Here is an 18,600-nt window from a genome sequence, read left to right on the forward strand (position 1 = left end):
AGTCGGCAGGACGGCAGGCCCTAGTTCTCGACGGTCAAGGCAATGCGCCGCAAAGCCGCGTCCAGAGCACCAGCCACCCGCCGCCCCGAGCCAGCGCAAGCGATGACGTGGCCGAGCCGGTCGGCGGCGCCGCGTGCGGTGCGCACGGTGTCTCCGGGTGCGGCGGTGAGGGTGACGGCCTCGATGCCGGGCAGGGCGCGTACGGCGTCGGTGCCTTCGACGGCGGTCAGCAGCCCGTCGGCGGGGGCGAGGAGGAACTGGATGCCCGCGTAGCCGTGGGTGTCGGGCTTGAGCTCCGGCGGCAGGCCGACGGCCACCCGCAGTTGCTGCTCCAGGAGCCGTACGCCGCCGGCCCGGCGGACGAGTTCGGGGATCATGCCGCCGGCCAGCCGGGGGTTGATCTCGATGATGCTCGCGCCGGCCGCGGTGAGCTTGACCTCGGTGTGGGTGGCGCCGAGGCGTACGCCCGCCGCGTCCAGGGCGGCGCGGACGGTTTCGGTGATCTCCTCGGCCGTGGCGGGCGGCAGGTCGGCGGGGAAGATGTGGCGGTGCTCGACGAAGTGCGGCCCGTCGGTGACGGACTTCGCGGTGATGCCCACGCATTCGGTGCCGCCGTCCCAGGAGAACATCTCCACGCTGAACTCCGGCGCGTCCACGTACTCCTCGACCAGCGCGCTCCCGGCGGTGGGCAGCCCGCGGACGTTCCTCCGCACCGCGAGGATCCGGGCCGCGTGGGCGGTGGCCGTCGCCTCGTCCGCGCACAGCAGGACGTTGGTGGAGCCGGAGTCGTCGACGGGCTTGACCACGCACGGCAGTCCGACCCGGGCGACGGCGGCCGCGACCTCGGCCGCCTCGCGCACGACGGCGAACCGCGGCTGGCGGACCCCGGCCGCGGCGAGGGTCTCCCGCAGGGTGGCCTTGTTGCGGCAGGTGGCCATGGCCTCGGCGGGGTTGCCCGGCAGGCCGAGCCAGTGCGCGAGTCCGGCGACGAGGGGGACGTAGAAGTCGCTGGTGGTGGTGATGCCGGCGATCTCCTCGCGGCGGAACCGCTCCTGGATCACCCGGCGCAGCTCGGCTGGGGAGTTGGCGTCGCAGACGATGATCTCGCAGCCGGTGTCCGCCAGCCCGGCGTAGCGGTCGGGGTCGCCGGTGAGCAGGACGGGGACGGTGTCCAGCTCGCGGGCGAGGCCCAGGGCGAGCATGCCGGTGCCGGTGGTGTTGGACTCGACGAACAGCAGGTGCCGGCGCAGTTCGCCGGGGGCCTGGAAGGGCATGTGCGACCAGGTCAGGGCGGTGTCGCCGGGGCGGACGGCCCGGGGGGCGGGTGCGGTGGGCAGCTCGCTCAGGTCGTGCCGGGCCCAGTGCTCGTCGCTGTAGACGGTGTCGGCGTAGCGGTCGCCGCGGTCGGGGAAGATGCCGACGACGCGGGTGCCGGGTGCGGCCGTGGCGGCGAGCGAGCCGAGGACGCGGTAGACGGAGCCGGAGGTGTTGCCCGCAAAGATCTGCTGCTCGCGGGCGAGGTCCCAGGCGGCGGCGAAGGCCTCGTGGTCGTTGAGCCAGTGCACCTCGTCGATGAGCGAGCGGTCGAGGTTCTTGGGCAGCAGGCTGTTGCCGAGGCCGCTCTGGAGGCGCTGGGGCACGTCCGGCTGGCCGAACAGGGCGCTGCCGACGCAGTCGACCCCCACCACGCGCAGCCCGGGCAGGGACTCCTTGAGGGCGCGCGCCGAGCCGCACAGCGATCCGCCGCTGCCGGTGGCGCCGACGAGGACGTCGAAGCCACCGAGGTCGCGCAGGAGTTCCTCGGCGAGGGTGCGGTAGGCCCCGGGGTTGTCGGGGTTGGTGTACTGCTGCGGCCAGAACGCGCCGGGCAGGTCGCGCATCAGCTCTTCCAGCCGTTCCAGCCGGGCGCTCTGCCAGCCGTGGCTGGTCATGGCCTCGACGATGTGCACCTCGCAGCCCAGGGCGCGGAGTTTGGCCAGGGTGATCGGGTCGATGCGCGGGTCGGTGACGATGTGCACGGCGTGGCCGAGGGAGCGGCCCACCAGCGCGACGCCGAGTGCCATGGTGCCCGAGGAGCTCTCGATGATCGGGGCGCCGGGCAGCAGGGTGCCCAGCCGGCGGGCCTCCAGGACGATGTTGCGGGCGACGCGGTCCTTCATGGCGAAGGGGTTCTGCAGCTCCAGCTTGGCGTAGACCTCCACGCCCCGTTCCTCGCCCAGCCGCAGCCGTACCAGCGGTGTGTGGCCGATCGCGTCGGTCATGGTGTCGAACAGCATGCTCAGGTCTCCAGCTCGTGGCTCGGACGGGCGCTCGGGTGGTCACTGGGGTGGGCACGGGGAGGGGCGGCGGCGGGCGGTGTCGCCGGTGTCGCCGGTGTCCAGCGGTCGCCGGTGCCCAGTGCGCGGTGGACGGAGACCTCGCCGCCGAGCGGCGCGCAGCCGGCGCGGATGTGCTCGGCCTTGCCGGCCAGCCCCGGGTCGGCGGCTTCGAGGAGGACGCCGAGCATGGTGCCGCTGTGCGCGAGGACCAGACCGAGGCCGTCGACGTCGTGGCACAGGCGGCGCAGGTCCTCGAATCCGCCGCGGGCCCGGTGCCGGGCGTTCATCTCGGCGCTGCGGGTGGCGACGGCGCCGACGGTGCGCACGTCGCGGGTCGCGACCGCGTCGGTCAGCACGTCGAGGAGGGCGGCGTACTCGCGGCGTTCCTCGGCGTCGAACACCTTGGCCTTGCGGTTGTGCGTGACGGTGTCGACCTGGCCGCCCTCGTCGTGGGCGACGACCGTGAGCGGGGGCAGCGCGCCCAGCCGGTGGCCGAGCCGCACGTCGCGGTGGTGGAAGGCGACGATCTCGTCGTACATGACGCCGTCGGCGGGTTCGATGCCCCGCAGGAACGCCTCGGTCTGGGCCGGGGTGAACGTCACGTCCCAGGCCGCGCCGACCGCCCGTACGGTGGCCACCAGGTCGGCGGACGAACTCGCCAGGCCCTTGCCCTCCGGCAGTTCGCCGCTGATGTCCAGCAGCCCGCCGCCGCGCACCCCGAGGGAGGCGAGGACCTGGGCCGCGACGCGGCGGGACTTGCCCTTGTGCGCCGGGCGCACGACGATCGCGTCGGCGTCCGGGTCGTGGTGGAAGACGGCGGTGGCCCAGCGGGCTATCGGGAAGGTGACGAGGAACTCGCCGCGCGGCTCGGGCAGGGCCCCTTGCAGCAGTTCCCCGAACGTTCCGAAGGCCTTTCCGACACCGGTCCGGGCGCCCGGGCCGCCGGCGTGTTCAGCGTGGTCCGCGCTCGTCACCATCGGTACCGACATGGCTCTCACCCCGCTCCGCTTCCCGGCCCAGCGCCCGGTCCGTCTCGTCCGCCCCGGCCCGCAGGGCCGCCGACCGCCGCGCCCACTGCTCGCGCAGCCCGTCGTACTCCCCCTGCTGCGTGCGCAGCAGTTCGCGCACGGCCTCGGGGTGGGCCGATCCGGCGGACGCCATGCGCTCCAGCCCGCGCCGGACGTCGAAGGCCTCGGCGAGCAGCTCCGCGGGGTCCTCGAGGGTGATGCCCTTCTCGGCGGCGGCCTCGCGCAGCAGGTCCGCGTCGCCCGGGGCGGGGGCGAGCCCGGCGGCGGCGGCCAGCACGATGTACCGGCCGGCGACGACCTGGGCGGTGCGCCACGGCACACCCCGGCCCAGGGTGAGGGAGTTGGCGAGGCTGAATCCGCCGAGGAATTCCCGCTCGCACACCTCGCGCATGCGGTCGGCCCGGAAGGTCAGCCGGCGCAGCACCTCGGTGAACAGCCGTACCGTGCCGTGCGCCGATTCGAAGGCGTTCAGCAGGTGGGTGCCGGCTTCCTTGGAGACCTCCACCAGGTTGCAGAAGGGGGTGTTGCGCTGGCCGAGGAGGCCGTCGATGTGGAAGGCGGCGAGGTGCGCGGTGCGGCCGCGGACGCGTTCCAGGACGGGGTAGTTCTTCTTCTGCGGCATGGCGGAGGAGATGCCGGAGAGTTCGTCGGGCAGTTCGATGAAGCCGTACTCGCTGCTGCCCCAGGTGAGCAGGTCGGTGGTGAAGCGGCTGAGGGCGGCGCCGAGGAGGCTGAGCTCCGCGGTGATCTCCGTGCTCCAGCGCCGGGAGGCGACCGAGGTGAGGGCGCTGGGCTGGGGGCGGGCGAAGCCGAGGAGGCGGGCCATCCTCTCGCGGTCCCAGGCGAGTTCCTGTCCGGCCATGGCTCCGGCGCCCAGCGGGCAGGCGTCGAGGCCGTCGTAGGTCGCCAGCAGCCGCCGCTGGGTGTGCAGGACCTGCTCGCTGACGGCGGCGAGGTAGAAGCCGGGGGTGATGATCTGCGCGGCCTGGAAGTGGGTGTACCCCGGCATGGGCAGCTCGCGGGTCGACTCCGCCAGCCGGTGGGCGGCGGTGCCGAATTCCAGGAGCGCCGCCGCGAAGTGGGCGAGGCGGGCGCGGCCGAACATCAGCTGGGCGCACGACTGGAGGTCGTTGCGGCTGCGGTCGACGTGCCAGCGCGGCACCGGCTTCGCCAGGCTCTCCTCGACGTGGCGTTCGAGGGCGAAGGCGATGTCCGACATGTTGGCGCCGGGGCGCGCGGTGAGGGTGTCGGGGCCGACTCCGTCGAGCAGGGTGGCGATGGCGTGGGCCTCGTCGGTGGTGACGAGCCCCATCCGCGCGTACTCGGCCGCGAGCACCTTCTCGATGGCGACGTAGTGGCCCATCAGGTGCCGGGACTCGAACCTGAACTGGGGGTCCAGCACCTCGTCGTGCAGCAGCTCGCTCGGCCCGCTGCCGATCCGGCCGCTGAGCGCGGCCGGCGGGCCGGTGTGTTCGCTTCTCACGTGGTCTTCCGTTCCGTTGCGAAGAGGTCTGCGGGTGGGGAGTGCGCTCACCGGCCGGTCGGGACCGGGGCGAGGGGGGCGGTGAGGGTGGCGGCGACCGCCGTGATGTGCGGGGGACGCATGAGGTCGTAGTGGTCGGCCTCGGTGTCGTGGACGTCGAACGTGCCCCGGACCCGGCCGGCCCACTGCCGGGCGGCGTCCTGGCCGGCGCCGGTCGCGCTCTGATGGAAGATCACCGGGCCGTCGAGGTGGGGCGGGCGGTAGGCCGCGGCGGCACGGACGCCGGTGCGGAACACCTCGTAGTGGCGGGCCAGCCGGTCGGCGTCGAGGCCGGGGGCGAGCCGGTCCTCGGCCACCTGCTCGGCCAGGGCCTTGATGCGGGTGCCGGAATCGCCGGCGGTGGCCAGCAGGGCGCGCAGGGCGGCCCGGGAGTCGTCGTCGAAGGCGGCGCCGGCCGCCCGCGCGAGGTCCTCGTAGAACCACTCCAGCAACTCGGCGTCCCTCTCGGGGGCTTCGGGCCGCGGGTAGGCGGTGTCGAGCAGGGCGAGCGTGGCGACCTGCTCGCCGTCCGCGCGCAGCCGGGCGGCCATCTCGAAGGCGAGGAGTCCGCCGAACGACCAGCCCGCCAGGTGGTACGGGCCGGTGGGCCGCACCCGGCGCAGGGCCTGAAGGTGCCGGGCCGCCAGCTCCTCGACCGTACGGGCCGTGGCGGGCGCGTCGCCCTCGGCGAGGCCGGGGGCGGTCAGGCCGTACACGGGCCGGTCCGGGCCGAGGGCCGTGGCGAGCGTCCGGTAGCAGAAGACGTGCCCGCCGATCGGGTGGAGGAGGAACAGCGGCGGCTGGTCGCCGCCCCGCTGGATGCGGACGACGCCCTCGTCGGGGGCCGCCCGGTGGGTGTCGCGCAGCAGGTCCGCCTGCTGGGCGACGGTCGCGTTCTCCAGGACGGTCCCGACGCCGAGGCGCTCGCCGAACTCCTCGTTGATCCGGGTGATCAGCCGCAGTGCGGCGATCGAGTGGCCCCCGGCGGCGAAGAAGTCGTCGTGGATGCCGAGGGGGCCGCTCTCCAGCAGCCGCTCCCAGATCCCCAGGAGCCGGGACTCCAGCTCGTCGCGCGGGGGTGCCGCGGGGCGCCCGCCCCGCACGTCGGTGTCGTCCGGTGCGGGCAGCGCGGCCCGGTCGAGCTTGCCGTTGGCGGTCAGCGGCAGCGCGTCGAGGAGGACCCAGGCGCCGGGGACCATGTACTCGGGCAGGCGGCGCCGGGCGGCCTCGGCGAGGCCGGCGGCCGACGGCCGGTGTCCGGCGGCCGCGACCACGTAGCCGACCAGGCGGTCACCGCGCGGCAGGACGGCGCATTCGCGCACCGCGTCGTCGTCCGCGAGGACGGCCTCGATCTCGCCGGGTTCGACCCGGAAGCCACGGATCTTGAGCTGGTGGTCGGTGCGGCCCGCGTACTCCAGCTCGCCGCCGGGCCGGTGCCGGGCCAGGTCGCCGGTGCGGTAGAGCCGGCGTGCGACCCCGTCCCGGCCGGTGTGCTCGATGAACCGCTCGGCCGTCAGCTCCGGCTGCCCGTGGTAGCCCAGGGCCAGGCCGACGCCTTCGAGGTACAGCTCGCCGGTGACGCCCAGGGGCACCTCGGCCAGGTGCCGGTCGAGGACGTGGACCCGCATGTTGGCGATGGGGCGGCCGATGGGGACGACGCCCGTGCCGTCGTCGTGGCAGCGCCAGGACGTCACGTCGACGGCGGCTTCCGTCGGCCCGTAGAGGTTGTGCAGCTCCACCCCGGGCAGCCGCTCGAAGAACCTGCTCTGCACGTCGTACGGGAGGGCCTCGCCGCTGCACACCACGCGGGTGAGCCCGGTGCAGTCCGCGGCGGCCGGGTCCTCCAGGAACACGCTCAGCATGGAGGGGACGAAGTGCACGGTGGTGATGTGTTCCGCCCGGACGGTCGCGGCGAGATACGCGGGGTCGCGCTGGCCGCCGGGGCGGGCGAGCACCAGGGTCGCGCCGGTCATGAGGGGCCAGAACAGCTCCCACACCGACACGTCGAAGGTGTAGGGCGTCTTCTGCAGGACCCGCTCCCCGGTGCGCAGCCCGTACGCGTCCTGCATCCACAGCAGCCGGTTGCAGATGGCGCGGTGGGAGACGACGACGCCCTTGGGCTTTCCGGTGGAGCCCGAGGTGAAGATCATGTAGGCGGGGTCGTCCGGGCCGGCGCCGACGGTGGCGGGGTCGTCCGCGTGGCGTGCTGTCGTCCGCGGCCCTATCGCGTCGATGCCCGCGGCGCGCAGGGGCGCTTCCCAGCGCTCGTCGGTGACGACCAGCGCGATGCCGGCCTCGGCCAGCAGGGACGTCACCCGCTGCTCGGGGTGGTCCGGGTCCAGGGGGACGTAGGCCGCACCGGACTTGAGGATCGCCAGCAGGGTGACCGACAGGTCCGCCGATCGGTCCAGCAGGACTCCGACGAAGGCCCCGGGGCGGGCGCCGCGCTCGCGCAGGGCGCGGGCGAGGCCGTCGGCGGCCTCGTCCAGCCGCCGGTAGTCCAGTGCGGTGCCCTCGAACCGTACGGCCGGGGCATCGGGCGTCGCCCGGGCCTGGCGCTCGATCAGGGTGTGCAGGACGTGGGGCTGCTCGTAGTCGACGCGGGTGTCGTTCCACCGTGCGTACGCCCGGTGTTCGTCCTCGGTCAGCAGGTCGGCGTCGTGCCCGGTGCCGTCCGGATCGGTGGCCAGCAGGGTGAGCACGGTGGCGTAGTGGGTGTGGATGTCCGCGATCTGCTCGGGGGTGATGCGGGCCGCGTCGTAGCGCAGCCCGAGTTCCAGCCGGTCGCCGTCCGGGGTGCGGGAGAACTCCGCGCCGAACGCGACGTCGGTGCCGGCCTCCCCGTCCTCCTCCAGGACGGCGAAGGCGTCCGGGTCCGGGGCGTCCCGCTCGACGTGGAAGTGGGTGTAGTTGAAGAACGTCTCGAAGAGCGCGCCGCCGCCCGTCGCCGTCACGATCTCCGCCAGCGGGAAGCGGCGGTGCTCGTGGACGCGGACGTCCAGCGCGGCGACCGCGCGGACGAGGTCGCGCCAGGTGCCGTCGGGGAGGGTGAGACGGAAGGGGAGGGTGTTGAGGAAGACGCCGACGACCTTGTCGCCGTCGCTCTCCTCGGTGCGGCCGTTGTAGACCACGCCGGTCGTGACGTCGTCGCTGCCGCCCAGCAGTCCCATGACCCGCAGATGCGCGGCGAGCAGCACGACCCGCAGCGGCACCCCGAGTTCGGCGGCGAGCGCGGCCAGCCGGTCGTGGAGGCCGTCCGGCAGGGGTGCGAGGTGCCACGACATCTTCGCCGTCTCCGCCGGGCCCGTCGCCGGGATCCGGCGGGGCAGCCGGGTGACGGCCATGCCCGCCATCTGCTCCGTCCAGAACGCGCGCTGTTCGTCGCCGGCGACGGCGGCGCGCTCCAGGGCGACGAAGGAGGCGAACCGCGAGCGGGGCCCGTGCGCCGACGGGCTCTCGTCGGCAAGGAGGCGGAGGTAGGTCTCGCTCAGCTCCGTGAACAGCGACCGTTCGCTCCAGCCGTCCATGACGGCGTGGTGCTCGGTGAGGAAGAGCTGGAAGGTGTCGGCCGACCGGCGCTGGACGTGGAAGCGCATGAGCGGCGCCCGCTCCCAGTCCAGCGGACGGGCCCGCTCCGCGTCGTAGCGGGCGGTGACCGCGGCGCGCCGCTCCTCCTCGTCGAGGGCGCGCAGGTCCTCGAAGGTGATCTCCGGCGCCGCGCCGGCGTGGACCAGTTGCAGGGGCTCACTGAAGCCGTGCAGGTTGAAGGCGGTGCGCAGCATCTCGTGCCGCCGGGCGAGGAGGGCGATCGTCCCGCGCCAGGCGCGCTCGGAGTAGGGCGCGCGGATGTGGTAGCTCGCGACGTTGTGGTAGACGGTCCCGTTGGCCGGCAGGTCGCTGTGGAACAGCATGCCCGCCTGGAGCCGGGTCATCGGGTAGGCGTCCTCCAGCCCGTCCGGCAGCGCGGCCCGGTCGCGCGGGTCGAGCAGCGAGAACGGCTCGTACGCCGCCTCCTTCGCCGCCCCCGCGGTGGCCGTGACGACGGGCGCGAGGTCGCGGACGGTCTGATGGCGCATCAGGTCGCTCACCGCAAAGTCCAGCCCCCGCGCACGGGCGTGGGCCAGGACCTGGATGCTGCGGATCGAGTCGCCGCCGAGGGAGAAGTAGTTGTCGTGGGCGCCGACCCGCTCGCGGCCGAGGACCTGTTGCCAGATCTCGGCGAGGCCCGTCTCGACGGGGCCCCGGGGCGGCTCGTAGGCGGTGTGCGACAGGGCCGTCCCGGCGCCGGGCGCGGGCAGCTTGCGGCGGTCCACCTTGCCGTTGGCGGTCAGCGGGAACTCCGGCAGGCTGACGAACACGCCGGGGATCATGTAGGCGGGGACGCGCTGCGCCAGGTGCTCACGCAGGTCCTCGACGGTGGGGCCGCCGCCCGCAGCCGCCAGATAGCCCACCAGGGTGTCGGCGCCGGAGGCGTCGGGCCGGACGAGCGCGACCGCGGCGTCGACCAGCGGGTGCGCGGCGATCGCCGCCTCGACCTCGCCCAGCTCCACCCGGAAGCCGCGGATCTTGACCTGGTCGTCGATCCTGCCGAGGTATTCGAGGTCGCCGTCGGGCAGGAGGCGTGCGAGGTCACCGGTCCGGTACAGCCGCTCGCCCACCGGGCCGCGGCCGTCGCCGAAGGCATCGGCGGGGAAGCGCTCGGCCGTCAGCCCGGGCCGGCGCAGATACCCGCGGGCCAGGCCCGCGCCGCCGACGAACAGCTCGCCCGCCGCGCCGGGCGGTACGGGATTCCCGCGCCGGTCCAGCAGGTGCAGCCGCAGATCCGGGATCGGGACGCCGATGACGCTGCCCCGGCCCTCCCGCGCGTCGCGCGCGGTCAGCGGCCGGTAGGTGACGTGGACGGTCGTCTCCGTGATGCCGTACATGTTGACCAGCCGCGGCGCGTCGTCCGGGTGCCGCTCGAACCACGGACCGAGGGCGCCGACGTCGAGTGCCTCGCCGCCGAAGACGACGTAGCGCAGGGCGAGCCCGCCGTCCTCCGGCCGCCGCCCGGCCGCCGTGTGCGCCTCGTCGACGCGGGCCAGTTGGTAGAAGGCCGACGGCGTCTGGTTGAGCACGGTCACCCGCTCGGCGCGCAGCAGCCGGTGGAACTCCTCCGGGGACCGGCTCGTCCCGTACGGCACCACCACGAGCCGCCCGCCGTGGGCGAGCGCGCCCCACAGCTCCCAGACGGAGAAGTCGAAGGCGACCGAGTGGAACAGCGTCCAGACGTCGTCGGGACCGAAGCCGAACCAGTGGTCGGTCGCGGAGAACAGCCGGGTGATGTTGCGGTGCGGGACGAGGGTGCCCTTGGGGCGGCCGGTGGAGCCGGAGGTGTAGATGACGTAGGCGAGGTGGTCGGGGGTGACGCCGGTCTCGGGGGCGGTGTCCGGTTCGGTGGCGAGCACGGCGGCGTCACGGTCCAGGTCGACGGCGCGCAGCGGCAGATCGCCCCAGAGGTCAGCGGTGTCCGTGGCGCCGACCAGGTGGGTCAGTCCGGCGTCGCCGATGATGTACCGCAGCCGCTCGGGCGGGTTGTCGGGGTCGAGCGGCAGATACGCGCCGCCCGCCTTCAGGATGCCGAGCAGCCCGACGACCAGGTCGGGCGAGCGCCGCAGACAGAGCCCCACGAGCGTGTCGGGGCCGACGCCCTGCTCCCGCAGCCGGTGGGCGAGCCGGTTGGCGCGCCGGTCGAGGTCCCCGTAGGTGACCCGGGTGGTGCCGTGGACGAGGGCGACGGCGTCCGGCGTCGCGGCCGCGTGCCCGGCGAAGATCTCGTGGGCGCAGCGGTCGGGCGCCCCGGCGCCCGGCGGCAGCTCGGGGACGATGCCGCGCAGCTCCGCCTCCGACAGCATGGGCAGCGCGGAAACGGGCAGCTCCGGGCGGGCCGTGGCCCCGTCCAGCAGCCGCTCGTAGTGCCGGGCGACCCGCTCGATGGTGGCCGCCTCGAACAGGTCGGCGCGGTACTCCAGCCGGCAGCGGATCGCTTCTCCGGTCCGGACGACGTCGAAGGTCAGCTCGAATTTGGCGCTCCCGGCGGGCCCGTCGACGAGGCGGGCGCGCGGGCCGGGCAGGCCGGCCGTCATGTCGTCCTCGTCGTGGAAGCCGAACATGACGTGGAAGAGGGCGGCGTTGTCGGCAGTCCGCTCCGGGCCCAGGTGCTCCACGATCCGCTCGAACGGCAGGTCCTGGTGGTCCTGGGCGTCCAGGACGGTGTCCCGGACGCGCCCCAGGTGGTCGCGGAAGCTGGGGTCGTCGGAGAGGTCGGACCGGATGACCACGGTGTTGACGAAGAGCCCGACGGTGTTCTCGAACTCCTTGCGGTTCCGGTTGGCGACGGGGGTGCCGGTGATGACGTCGTCCAGCCCGGTGTAGCGGCTCATCAGCACCTGGAAGACCGCGAGCAGCCCGGAGTAGAGGGTGCTCCCGCTCTCGCGGCAGAGCCGCCGCAGCCCGTCGAGGGCGTCCGGGGACAGCGGGAATTCATGGACGGCGGCGGTGGCGTCGGTGTTCCGGTGTCCCTGGGCGGGGGACCGGTGGTCCCTGGGCAGGGCGGTGGACGGCAGTTCCCCGGCCAGCTGCCTCGCCCAGTAGTCGAGCTGACGGCGGGCGGCGGCGCTCTCCAGCCAGTCCTGCTGCCACTCCGAATAGTCGGCGTACTGGTAGCCGGGCTCCTCCAGCGGGGGCGCGGCGGCGGCCGCCGGGTCCCCGGTGTGCGCCGCGTAGTCGGTGAGCAGCTCCCGCATCAGCACGCCGACCGACCAGCCGTCCGCGATGATGTGGTGCATGCTCAGGACGAGCACGGCACCACCTCGCGGGGTGTGCAGCAGCCCGGCGCGGAACAAGGGCCCGTGGTGCAGGTCGAAGGGCCGGTGGTGCTCGGCCTCCAGCCAGCGGGTGACGTCGTCGGCGTCGTGGGCCGTGGCCGTCCGCCACTCCCACCGCGCCCGCTCGTCGATGACCTGGAGCAGTTCGCCGTCGCGCAGCGCGAACCTGGTGCGCAGCGCCTCATGCCGGTCCGTCAGCCGCCGCGCGCACCGGGCGAGCACCTCGGCGTCGACCGGGCCGTCGAGGGCGTAGAAGACGGGCATGTGATAGGTCGGCCTGCCCTCCTCCAGCTCCTGGAGGAAATACATCCGCTGCTGGGCGCGGGACGCCGGGAAGGCGTCGGCGCCCGGGTCTCCGGTGGGGCTGAATGCGGGTTCGGTCCGCTCGTCACTGGCCACGATAAACTCCCCCGGCCGCGTGTCTGGTCAACGCGCAGCGCAAGTGAACAGCGTGAAATTCTTTATTCCACGCACGTCTGCTGATTGCTGTTCGGAGCACGACTCGGGTGAATACCCCGATGAATACGGAGACGCTGCGCAGGCAAGGCCGGCGGTCCGCCCGGACGGCCATCACGCCTGCCCGGGCCGCCAGTTCCTGTCGGGTCCCCCTCGTTCCTTGATCAACGTAGCGAGCGTTTCACGGACCGGTCAATAGCCGTTCGAGATTTTTCCCGAAATCCCTTGACAGTTTCGGAAATCGGTACCTGGATCACGTGACTTTTAAAATCACGGAATAACCGCTATAAGGCGCCGGAGGATTGTCACGGCAAGGAATCGACCCGCGGGGCGCCGGAGGGGACGCCCTCGCGGGTCGGGGACGCCCGGCGGAGCGGGCACAATCGTGGGGTGGCCCGATACAGCGCACGCCGACAGCCGGCGATCACCGATTCAGCACCCTGCCCCTGCGGGCGCGCAGCGACCTACCGCGACTGCTGCGGCAGCTTCCACCGCGGGGAGACGACGGCTCCCACCCCGGAGCGGCTCATGCGCTCCCGCTACAGCGCCTTCGTCGTCCACGACGCCGCCTATCTGCTGCGTACCTGGCACCCGGCGACCCGGCCGGCCGACCTCGACTTCGACCCGGACCAGCGGTGGACGGGGCTCGAGATCCTCGGCACGACGGGGGGCAGTGCCTTCCACAGCGAGGGCTCGGTCGAATTCGTCGCGCATTACAGCGAGCGGGGGCACGCGGACAGCCAGCACGAGAACAGCCGCTTCCTCCGCGACAACGGCCAGTGGGTGTATGTGAGCCCGATGCCGGAGGCGGGCGCGGCCCGTACGCGCTGAATCCCGCCGGGTCACCGCACGGCGGGCGGGGCGGGCGGGTCAGAAGCCGGCGGGGCAGACGTTGAGCCCGGCCGTACGGGACTTCGTGAACGCCAGCTGACCCTGTTTATTGGCGTCCTGGAGGTAGGCATCCGCCTTGGCGAAGTCGCCCCGCCGCGCTTCCTCCACCGATTGCTCATACAGGCGGATCGCCGTGTCGGTGGAGGCATAGGCGTCGCGCACGGAGCTCGCGATCCCCGGCGGCACTTTGATCTTTCCCCAGTCGCGGTGCGCCGCCCGCATGACGGCCGCCACTCTCTGCAGGTGGGCGTAGAACACCGGCGGTCCCGCGCTCCGCGGGTACGGGCCGAGCGCGGCGAGGGCCGGCCGGTGCTTCGCGCACGCGGCATCGGCTCGCTCGATGTACCCCGTCTTCCCGAAGGGAGCGATGATGCCGCTGGCGTACAGCAGCCCGATCGCCGCGAGCAGCACTCCGGTGACGGGGACTCCGACTTTCAGCCAGCGTTTGTCGTCGCCCATCACGGCCCCCGTCCGTCACTGACACAGGAGCCGAAGGTACTGCTGTGCGAGCGCCCCCTCTACGGCGCACAGGCGCATCGCCGAGCGCGCCCCGGGGGACGGCCCCGCGCCGGGGCCGGGGCCGGGCACAGTGGTGATCATGCGGGACGGCGGGCCGCCGTCCCGCGGGGCGACCGCCGCCCGGGCGGCGGTCGGCGGGGTTACTCGCCTCGCGCCGCGTTCTTCTCCTTGATGCGCACCGATTCCTTGCGGACCTCGGCCTGGGTGGCGCGCTCGCGCAGCAGCCACTCGGGCTGTGCGTCCTTCAGCGCCTCGATCTGCTCCGTGGTGAGGGCTTCGGTGACCCCGCCGCGCGCGAGGCCCGCGATGGAGACGCCCAGCTTCGCCGCGACGACCGGACGGGGGTGCGGGCCGTTGCGTCGCAGTTCCTGCAGCCACTCGGGCGGGTCGGCCTGCAGGGCGTTCAATTCGGTGCGCGAGACGACACCCTCCTGGAACTCGGCGGGGGTGGCCTCGAGGTACACACCCAGCTTCTTTGCCGCGGTCGCGGGCTTCATGGTCTGGGTGGTCTTGTGCGACGTCATGGTGTCAAGAGTATCGAGCGTGTGCGCTACCTCTGACCACGACCGGTAACCTGGCGGAGTGACAGGCTCGGATGTTTCCCCTTCGTTCCGGCTCGCGTATGTCCCGGGAGTGACGCCCACCAAGTGGGTGCGGATCTGGAACGAGCGGTTGCCCGACGTCCCGCTGACCCTCGTCGCGGTGTCCCCCGCCGAAGCGTTCGACGTGCTGCGGGGCGGCGGCGCCGACGCGGGCTTCGTCCGGCTGCCGGTCGACCGGACGGACCTCAGCGCGATCCCCCTCTACACCGAGACCACGGTGGTCGTGATCCCCAAGGACCACGTCGTGGCGGCGGTGGAGGAGGTGTCCGCCGAGGACCTGGCCGACGAGATCGTGCTGCACCCCCTCGACGACACCCTCGGCTGGGAGCGTCCGCCGGGGCAGCCGGCGTTCGAGCGGCCCGCCACGACGGCGGACGCCATCGAACTGGTGGCGGCCGGGGTGGGACTCCTCGTCGTCCCGCAGTCGCTCGCCCGCCTGCACCACCGCAAGGACCTCACGTACCGGCCGCTCTCGGACGCCCCCGAGTCGCGCGTCGCGCTGTCGTGGCCCGAGGATCGGACCACCGATCTGGTCGAGGACTTCATCGGCATCGTCCGCGGGCGGACCGTCAACAGCTCACGGGGCCGCTCCCAGGCCCCGGCCCCGGCGGCGCAGCCGAAGCGCAAGCGCCCCGAGGCGGGCGGCGACCGGCGCAAGCCCGCGGCCCGCACGTCGGCCGGCAAGAACCCGCGCGGTGGTTCCGGCGGCGCCAAGGGCACGAAGGGCGCCAAGCGCGGCAAGCCCCGCCGCCGGTCGTAGCCGCGGACCCGCCGCGGCCCGCAGGGCACGCCGGCGCGGTCAGAAGCCCTCGCACGTGGCGGTGGCCCCCGCGCCGGACGCCGTGGCGGTGGTCGGCCTGCCGTCGTCGACGGTGACGCTGCAGGTCACCGAGCCGCCCCGGGGGCCGGTGGTGACCGCGAGCAGACCGCCCTTGGCGAAGCCCTTGGTGTCGATCTGCTTGCGCCACGGCAGCGTCGGCACCTTCTGCAGGCTCTCGGAGCGGTTTCCGCTGCTCCAGGTGGTGTGGACGATCGTCACGTCCTTGGCGTCGCCGGTCACCTCGTATTTCACCGTGACGGTCTTGTCGGACTCCTTCGAGACGACGGCGAACAGGACGGCACACCCGCCGACGATCAACAGCAGCAGCACCAGCAGGACCCACGGCCACTTCCGGCGCCTGCGGTGCCCGGGCGGCGCGTGGTGCGGATGCCCCGCCGCCGGCGGTCCGCCCCAGCCGGGGGCGCCTTGCGGGCCTGACGCGGAGGTGTCCGGCATGAGTGCGCGCCCTTCCTACGGTCGGCACCGACCCTGGCCGACGTATCGGATGATTTCCACGCGAGTGACGCATTCATGCTAGGCCGTAGGGCTCATCCCGGCCCGGCCATTCGATCTTTGTACCTACTGGTATGTACAGTGATCTTGTGAGCACTTCGGAACGCCTGATCGAGAGCACCCGTGAACTCCTCTGGGAGCGCGGCTACGTCGGCACCAGCCCCAAGGCCATCCAGCAGCGCGCGGGCGCCGGGCAGGGCAGCATGTACCACCACTTCAGCGGCAAGCCGGATCTGGCGCTCGCCGCGATCCGCCGCACCGCCGCCGAACTGCGGGAGCAGGCGGAGCGGCAGTTCTCCGCCCCCGGTACGGCCGTCGAGCGGATCTCCGCCTATCTGCTGCGCGAGCGGGACGTCCTCAAGGGCTGCCCGATCGGACGCCTCACCCAGGACCCGGACGTCCTCGCCGACCCGGTGCTGCGCGGGCCCGTCGAGGAGACCTTCGACTGGCTGCGCACCCGCCTCACCGAGGTCCTGGCGGAGGGCCGCGAGCGCGGTGAACCCGCCACGGCCCCCGACCCCGCAGACACGGCCTCGGCCCTCATCGCGGTGCTCCAGGGCGGTTACGTCCTCGCCCGTGCGGCCGGGTCCACGGAGCCGTACGACCGGGCCGTCAGGGGCGCGTTGGGCCTGCTGGCCGCACTCCCCTAGCCGGTACCCGCAGACGACAGACGAACCGAGGAACACCTCATGTACGCCATGCAGTACGAGATCACCCTGCCCGCCGACTACGACATGGGGATCATCCGGGAGCGGGTGGCGACCCGCGGCCACGCCCTCGACGACCGGCCGGGTCTCGGGCTCAAGGCCTATGTCATCCGCGAGCGCGGCGTGGACGGCTCCCCCGTCCATCAGTACGCCCCCTTCTATCTGTGGAACGACATCGGCGCGATGAGCCACTTCCTCGTCGGCCGCGGGGGCTTCCAGGGCATCATCGCCGACTTCGGGCGCCCCGCCGTCCGCCAGTGGGCGGGCATCGCCTGCGAGGCGGGCCCGGCCCGCGCGGGCATGCCCCGGGCCGCCTCCCGCAGCGTCACCCCGCTGCCCGCCGGAGCCGACCCGGCCGCCCTGGCCGAGGACGCCCTGGCGGAACTGCGCGCGCGGGCCCGCCGTGCCGACGTCCACACCACGGCCCTCGCCTTCGACCCCCGCCACTGGGAACTGATGCGCTTCACCCTCTGGGCGGACGCCGTCCCCGAGGCCCAGGAAGACACCGAGCGCTACGAGGTCCTGCACCTGTCGTCGCCGCACCTGGCGGCGATCCCGACGGGCCGCCACTGGTAGGGGGACGGACGGCGTACCGGGCACAGCACCACCCCGGCCACCGCCGCCCTCCCCCAAGGGCTGTTCCACCGGCCGGAGTTACCCGGCGGTCGGCGGGTCCACGGTGGGTCGCAGCCCTTACCCTGGCGCCATGACCGGGGGCGCGAGCGGGCAGAGCGGGCGGATCATCGACGGGCGCTTCGCGTTGCTGGAGCGGCTCGGCAGCGGCGGGATGGGGACGGTGTGGCGGGCGCGTGATCTGGCGCTGCACCGCGAGGTCGCGCTCAAGGAGGTGCGACCGCCGGACCCGGGGTCGGCGGCCCCGGGCTCCGAGGCGACGCGTGTCCTGCGGGAACGGGTGCTGCGCGAGGCGCGGGCCCTCGCCCGGCTGTCCCACCCCCACGTGGTGACGATCCATCACATCGTGGCCCAGGATCCGCACCCCTGGCTGGTCATGGAACTGCTGCCGGGCGACAGTCTGCAGGACCGCCTCGTCCACGGCCCGCTGCCGCCGCAGGAGGCGGCCCGCGTCGGCCGGGAGGTGCTCTCCGCGCTGCGCGCCGCGCACGCCGCCGGCATCCACCACCGCGATGTGAAACCGGCGAACGTCCTGCTGCGCGCGGACGGCCGGGCGGTCCTCACCGACTTCGGCATCGCCGCGCTCCAGGGCTCCACCGCCCTCACGGCGGCAGGCGATCTCATCGGCTCGCCCGAGTACATCGCCCCCGAGCGCATCCGGGGCGGCGAGGAGACCTGGGCCTCCGACTTCTGGTCACTGGGCATGTTGCTGTACGTGGCCGTGGAGGGCATCAGTCCGCTGCGCCGGGCCACCACGCTCGCCACCCTGGCCGCCGTCCTGGACGACCCGGTGCCACCGCCGGTGCGGTCCGGGCCGCTGGCACCCGTACTGACGGCCCTGCTGGTACGGGACCCGGCCGCGCGGCCCGACGGCGCCCGGCTGGACGAGCTGCTGGCGCGGGCGGAAGCGGCCCCCGGCCATCCGCCGACCCGGTGGGACGGGCCCCGCCCGCCGGCCACGCCCCCGCACTCCCTGCCGACGGTCACCAACGGCTCCGGCGGGAGCACCGGGCCCACCGGCCCCATGCCGCCCGGCGCACCGCGCTCCCGGCGCGGCCCCTTGGCGGTCGTGGCCGCCGCCGTCGCCGCGGTGCTGCTGGCGGGTGGCGTCTATCTCGCCGTCAAACCCGGCGGCGACGGGACCCGCGCCGCCGACGGGCCGGCCACCGGGGCATCCCCCGGCACGGCGGGTGACGGCAGGCCCGGCACCGCCGGCAAGAGCCCCACCCCGCGCGCCTCCGCCGCGGGGAGCCCGGCCCCGGCCGGGCCCGCGGGCACCTGGATCGCCCAGCTCCACTCCGAGCCCGTCTCCACCGGCACCGCCACCCGGGACCGGCGGCTGGCGACCGTCCGCGCGAGCATCCCCGAGGCGGTCATGCTGCGCAGCGACGACTACGCCTCGCTCAAGCCCGGCTACTGGGTCTTCTACGCCCCCGGGCCGTTCGCCAATGGGGCGGAGGCGGTCAACTGGTGCGCGGAGCGCGGCCGTACCACCAGGAACGCGTGCGTGGGCCGGTACGTGAGCCACAGCGCGGGCGACCGGGACGCGCTGTGCCTTCCCGCGACGGGCGCGACAACAGGTACGACAATAAACAGCTGCACTCGCCGATAAGGCACAAACGGCACATTTCCCTTCGCGCTCCTCATGGCGGAGAGAGGCGGTCCGGCGGCAAACCACAAGAACGCTTCCCCCTTCCTTTCCTCTCGCGGCCCGGGATACCTCTG

General features: G+C 73.6%; 12 protein-coding genes. 5 read left to right on the plus strand and 7 right to left on the minus strand.

The window, feature by feature from the left end; all coding sequences use genetic code 11:
* Positions 1–20: 20 nt before the first annotated feature.
* The 4 genes from JO379_RS03985 to JO379_RS04000 are packed head-to-tail and all read right to left on the minus strand — an operon-like array spanning position 21 to position 12,133.
* Positions 21–2,276, minus strand: a complete 2,256-nt coding sequence (locus tag JO379_RS03985) for a pyridoxal-phosphate dependent enzyme (protein ID WP_209513906.1) — start codon at positions 2,274–2,276, stop codon at positions 21–23.
* A 2-nt stretch (positions 2,277–2,278) separates the two neighbouring features.
* Entirely contained in the window at positions 2,279–3,307 is a 1,029-nt protein-coding gene (locus JO379_RS03990) for a GHMP family kinase ATP-binding protein (protein ID WP_245381371.1), read from the minus strand.
* Positions 3,270–4,829, minus strand: a complete 1,560-nt coding sequence (locus JO379_RS03995) for an argininosuccinate lyase (protein WP_307841892.1) — start codon at positions 4,827–4,829, stop codon at positions 3,270–3,272. Before JO379_RS03995 ends, JO379_RS03990 begins: the two co-directional genes overlap by 38 nt.
* Positions 4,830–4,876: 47 nt before the next feature.
* The gene (locus JO379_RS04000; RefSeq protein ID WP_209513908.1) at positions 4,877–12,133 is read right to left on the minus strand and encodes a non-ribosomal peptide synthetase; all 7,257 of its coding nucleotides are present in this window, start codon (positions 12,131–12,133) and stop codon (positions 4,877–4,879) included.
* A 447-nt stretch (positions 12,134–12,580) separates the two neighbouring features.
* Here JO379_RS04000 and JO379_RS04005 point away from each other — a divergent pair, with 447 nt between their 5' ends.
* Positions 12,581–13,021 carry a YchJ family protein gene (locus tag JO379_RS04005; protein ID WP_209513910.1) on the plus strand — a complete coding sequence of 147 codons (441 nt, stop codon included), beginning with the start codon at positions 12,581–12,583 and terminating at the stop codon, positions 13,019–13,021.
* 39 nt (positions 13,022–13,060) lie between these two features.
* Here JO379_RS04005 and JO379_RS04010 read toward each other — a convergent pair whose 3' ends face one another.
* Both JO379_RS04010 and JO379_RS04015 read right to left on the minus strand, forming a co-directional pair.
* Positions 13,061–13,543, minus strand: coding sequence for a hypothetical protein (locus JO379_RS04010; RefSeq protein ID WP_209513911.1), 483 nt, complete (start codon positions 13,541–13,543; stop codon positions 13,061–13,063).
* A gap of 197 nt (positions 13,544–13,740) precedes the next feature.
* Positions 13,741–14,124, minus strand: a complete 384-nt coding sequence (locus tag JO379_RS04015) for a DUF5997 family protein (RefSeq protein WP_130880811.1) — start codon at positions 14,122–14,124, stop codon at positions 13,741–13,743.
* A 58-nt stretch (positions 14,125–14,182) separates the two neighbouring features.
* Between JO379_RS04015 and JO379_RS04020 the strand changes: the two genes are divergently transcribed.
* A complete protein-coding gene (locus tag JO379_RS04020; protein WP_209513914.1) occupies positions 14,183–14,962 on the plus strand; it encodes a LysR family substrate-binding domain-containing protein in 780 nt (259 codons plus the stop codon).
* 39 nt (positions 14,963–15,001) lie between these two features.
* Here the strand turns inward: JO379_RS04020 and JO379_RS04025 are convergent, their stop codons facing one another.
* Positions 15,002–15,478 (minus strand): hypothetical protein, encoded by a 477-nt coding sequence (locus tag JO379_RS04025; RefSeq protein WP_209513917.1) that lies wholly within the window; start codon positions 15,476–15,478, stop codon positions 15,002–15,004.
* Between the two features lie 146 nt (positions 15,479–15,624).
* Between JO379_RS04025 and JO379_RS04030 the strand changes: the two genes are divergently transcribed.
* The 3 genes from JO379_RS04030 (at position 15,625) to JO379_RS04040 (ending at position 18,487) form a co-directional block, all read left to right on the plus strand.
* Positions 15,625–16,185: a TetR/AcrR family transcriptional regulator gene (locus JO379_RS04030; RefSeq protein ID WP_307841894.1), complete on the plus strand. Its 561-nt coding sequence runs from the start codon at positions 15,625–15,627 to the stop codon at positions 16,183–16,185.
* 39 nt (positions 16,186–16,224) lie between these two features.
* Positions 16,225–16,818, plus strand: coding sequence for a DUF4865 family protein (locus tag JO379_RS04035; RefSeq protein WP_209513921.1), 594 nt, complete (start codon positions 16,225–16,227; stop codon positions 16,816–16,818).
* A 130-nt stretch (positions 16,819–16,948) separates the two neighbouring features.
* Entirely contained in the window at positions 16,949–18,487 is a 1,539-nt protein-coding gene (locus JO379_RS04040; RefSeq protein ID WP_209513923.1) for a serine/threonine-protein kinase, read from the plus strand.
* The last annotated feature ends 113 nt before the right edge of the window (positions 18,488–18,600 follow it).

Source organism: Streptomyces syringium, from assembly GCF_017876625.1.
Taxonomy (GTDB): Bacteria; Actinomycetota; Actinomycetes; order Streptomycetales; family Streptomycetaceae; genus Streptomyces; species Streptomyces syringius.

What these genes read in the sequence shown, in the direction of transcription:
- JO379_RS03985 (WP_209513906.1), bottom strand. Translation starts at nt 2,276, where the DNA reads ATGCTGTTCGACACCATGACCGACGCGATCGGCCACACACCGCTGGTA.
- JO379_RS03990 (WP_245381371.1), bottom strand. Translation starts at nt 3,307, where the DNA reads ATGTCGGTACCGATGGTGACGAGCGCGGACCACGCTGAACACGCCGGC.
- JO379_RS04015 (WP_130880811.1), bottom strand. Translation starts at nt 14,124, where the DNA reads ATGACGTCGCACAAGACCACCCAGACCATGAAGCCCGCGACCGCGGCA.
- JO379_RS04025 (WP_209513917.1), bottom strand. Translation starts at nt 15,478, where the DNA reads ATGCCGGACACCTCCGCGTCAGGCCCGCAAGGCGCCCCCGGCTGGGGC.
- JO379_RS04035 (WP_209513921.1), top strand. Translation starts at nt 16,225, where the DNA reads ATGTACGCCATGCAGTACGAGATCACCCTGCCCGCCGACTACGACATG.
- JO379_RS04040 (WP_209513923.1), top strand. Translation starts at nt 16,949, where the DNA reads ATGACCGGGGGCGCGAGCGGGCAGAGCGGGCGGATCATCGACGGGCGC.